This window comes from Protofrankia sp. Cr1 (assembly GCF_963555865.1).
Lineage (GTDB): Bacteria > Actinomycetota > Actinomycetes > Frankiales > Frankiaceae > Protofrankia.
The window spans coordinates 1-3,064 of the sequence record NZ_CAUVXO010000603.1; the positions used below are offsets into that span (position 1 = coordinate 1).

Genomic DNA, 3,064 nt, shown 5'->3' on the forward strand with positions numbered 1-3,064 from the left:
AATCGTCTGCTTGGAGACCCCGGCCTCGGCCGCGATCGCATCGACGCTGGTGTCGGTGAAGCCGTTACACAGGAACACCCGCCGGGCCGCGTCGATGATCGCCCGCCGCTTGTCGGGCCGGCCCGGGTGCGTGTCCGGCGCTGAGGCCGCCAAGGCCGGGGCGCGAGCTCGACCACCTTGACCGCTTGGACTCACAAGTCCAATACTAGCGAGAGAACTTGGACTAGACGGTCTAGTCCAATACTAGGAGCGTCCATGTCCTCTCTCCTCCAGCGCCGCACCGTGTCTGCCCCGCAAGGTTCCGCGTCCGTCGAGACGGTGATCCACGCCGATGGACTGAGCAAGACTTACCCGGATGGCACGGCCGCCGTGGACAGCCTTGACCTGTCGGTCCGCCGGGGCGAGGTGTTCGCCCTCCTCGGCCCAAACGGCGCAGGCAAGTCCACCACGGTGGGCATGCTGACCACGGGTGTCGTGCCGACGGCCGGCCGAGCCTGGGTAGCCGGGATCGACGTCGCGGGCCGACCCGCCGACGCCCGCCGGAACATCGGCGTGGTCCCGCAGCGCAACACCCTCGACCGCAGCCTGACCGTGCGGGAGAACCTGATCTTCCACGGGCGGTTCTTCGGCATGCGCACCGCCGACGCCCGCCGGCAGGCCGATCTCCGACTTGAGCAGGTCACGCTCGCGGACGTCGCCGGCAAACCGGTGGACGGCCTGTCAGGTGGCATGACCCAGCGGCTGATGATCGCCCGCGCGATCCTGCACCAGCCCGCGATCCTCTTCCTCGACGAGCCGACCACCGGCCTGGACCCGCAAAGCCGTCTCGCCCTGCACAGCATGGTCCGCGAGCTGCGCGCCGCCGGTCAGACGATCATGCTGATCACCCACGACATGCAGGAAGCCGACCAGCTCGCCGACCGGGTAGCCATCATCGACCACGGACGCCTGCTGGCCCTCGACACGCCCGCGAGCCTCAAGCAGTCGATGGCCGCCGACACGGTCGTGACGGTGGCGGCAGAGACACCGCCACGGCAGCTGGCAGCACTGCTGCGCGAGCAGGTGCCCGGGATCCACGACGTCCACATTCTGCAGAACGCCGTCCTGCTGATGGTCCACGGAGGGCGAGCAGCGTTCCCGGCCATCGTCGCCGCTGTAACAGGCGCAGGCATTGTCCTGCGCGACATCCGCGTCGACGAACCCTCCCTGGAAACCGTCTTCATCCGCCTCACCGGCAAAGAGCTCCGCGACCGATGAACACCGCCACTGCCGTCCCCGACCCGGCCGCCACACCGGTCCACCCCTCCGTCGTCGCGACCAGCCGCGCGGTCGGCGCCCTGCTCGCCCGCGACCTCACCGTGCTACGCAAGCAGCCAAGCAACTTCCTCGCCCGCACCGTCGTGCAACCCCTGATGCTGCTGTTCGTCCTCGGCTACGTCACCCCGAAAATCACCCCCGGCCACGGCACCGGCGCCCAGGCGGGCGACGAAGCCACCACACTCCTCGCCGGGATGCTCGCGATGGTCGTCCTGTTCCAGGGCATCTTCGCGGTCGCCATGCCACTCATCCAGGAATTCGGCTACACACGCGAGATCGACGACCGCGTCCTGTCCCCGATCCCCGTCGGACTCGTCGCGCTCGCGAAAATCATCGCCGGCGCGCTGCAAGGCATGCTCGCCGCGATCGTCGTCTTCCCCCTCGCCGAGTTCGTCCCCTCCGCCCGACCCGACATCCACCTCCACTGGCCCCTGCTCCTGACACTCGCACCAATCGGCGCGCTGATGTGCTCCAGCCTCGGCCTCTTCCTAGGCACCGCCCTCGATCCACGCAGCGTCACCGCACTCTTCGCAATCATGCTGACGCCGCTGCTCTACCTCGGCTGCACCCTCTACCCATGGAGCACACTCGGCCCCATCCGCTGGGTGCAGGCACTGTCGCTAGCCAATCCACTGACCTACGTCAGCGAGGGCTTTCGCGCCTCCGTCACCCCCACCCACCACCTGAGCCTCTACATCATCTACCCTGCCCTCATCGGTTTCACGGCCCTGCTGCTCTGGCAGGGAATACGCCACTTCCGCCGCCGCGTCGTCACCTGACATACGCCCATGGGATATGTCATCTGCACAGCAGCGGCCGCCACCAATGGCGGCCCACGGTGACCGCCACCCAATCATCAACTACTCGACGCGGCCCTGAAAACGCACAGTCCCTTACGCGCCGCGATAATATCCGGGTGGCGGGTACGCTGAGCGGCTGCTACTCGTCGATGCAAAACCCCCGGCGCGGCAGATATACAGTATGCAGCCGAAAATCGGCGATCCGCACCGTTCAAGGAGCGGCCGCCGGGACAGGAACTGGAACGACAGTAACGACCGATTCAAGCCCGCGGAAATCTGCGGGATTGGTGGTGAACAGAGGAAGCTTGTTCGCTGCCGCGATGCCGGCGATCATCAGGTCGGCGACGCGGCCGCGTGGCTTGCGGCCCATGGCGATCGTCTCGGCGGCGATAATCCCGTACTGCCGGGCGGCCTCAACATCGAAGGGCAGCGGGCTGAAGGTCGCCTCGACTCGCTGGACGCGAAGGACCCGCCGGGCGCGTTCACGGGCATCCACGGCCGAGTGCACCCCGGCCGACAGCTCGGCGAGGCTGACCGCGCTGGTGAGGAGCTCGGCGGGCAGCTGATCGACCGCCAGCCGTTCCAGGCATATCAGGATGTTCGTGTCGCCGAGCCCGCGCAGGTAGCGGGCAGTCACTCGCCGTCCCCGGGCTCGCGGACGCGTTCGTAGGCGTCGAAGTATGCCTCAGCGTCCGCGTAGCGCCCCTGATCGGCACGGAACGCCTCTGCGCTCATCGGAGGCAGGTCCTCGAACATCGTCATAAGCTCAGTGACCGGAACCGACTGGCGGCGCACGGGAGTCGCCTGGTGAACATAGGCGTCGATGGCAGCCAGCGCGACTTGCTGCATGGAACGATGTTCAGCCTCCGCCTTCCGCCGGAGCGCCTCCGTCTGTTCATCGCTGAGCCTGAGCGTCATAGCCACAACCCACATGATACCGCGTGGTA

4 protein-coding genes and 1 pseudogene are annotated in these 3,064 nt (G+C 67.3%); 2 read left to right on the forward strand and 3 right to left on the reverse strand.

All coding sequences use genetic code 11. The annotated features are described in order from the left end of the window. Positions 1-153, reverse strand: a 153-nt coding sequence (locus U9980_RS26540) for a TetR/AcrR family transcriptional regulator (protein ID WP_416210406.1), incomplete at its 3' end; no start/stop codon positions are given. Between the two features lie 102 nt (positions 154-255). Between U9980_RS26540 and U9980_RS26545 the strand changes: the two genes are divergently transcribed. After that, positions 256-1,257, forward strand: coding sequence for an ATP-binding cassette domain-containing protein (locus U9980_RS26545; protein WP_322770433.1), 1,002 nt, complete (start codon positions 256-258; stop codon positions 1,255-1,257). Further along, positions 1,254-2,096 carry an ABC transporter permease gene (locus U9980_RS26550; protein WP_322770434.1) on the forward strand — a complete coding sequence of 281 codons (843 nt, stop codon included), beginning with the start codon at positions 1,254-1,256 and terminating at the stop codon, positions 2,094-2,096. The genes U9980_RS26545 and U9980_RS26550 overlap by 4 nt, the downstream gene beginning before the upstream one ends. Positions 2,097-2,328: 232 nt before the next feature. Here U9980_RS26550 and U9980_RS26555 read toward each other — a convergent pair whose 3' ends face one another. Beyond that, positions 2,329-2,754 carry a type II toxin-antitoxin system VapC family toxin gene (locus tag U9980_RS26555; RefSeq protein WP_322770435.1) on the reverse strand — a complete coding sequence of 142 codons (426 nt, stop codon included), beginning with the start codon at positions 2,752-2,754 and terminating at the stop codon, positions 2,329-2,331. After that, positions 2,751-3,064: pseudogene (locus U9980_RS26560) on the reverse strand (hypothetical protein); the annotation flags it as partial. The pseudogene U9980_RS26560 and the gene U9980_RS26555, both read right to left, overlap by 4 nt.

Coding starts and splice junctions, on each gene's coding strand:
- U9980_RS26545 (WP_322770433.1), top strand. CDS start 256: ATGTCCTCTCTCCTCCAGCGCCGCACCGTGTCTGCCCCGCAAGGTTCC.
- U9980_RS26550 (WP_322770434.1), top strand. CDS start 1,254: ATGAACACCGCCACTGCCGTCCCCGACCCGGCCGCCACACCGGTCCAC.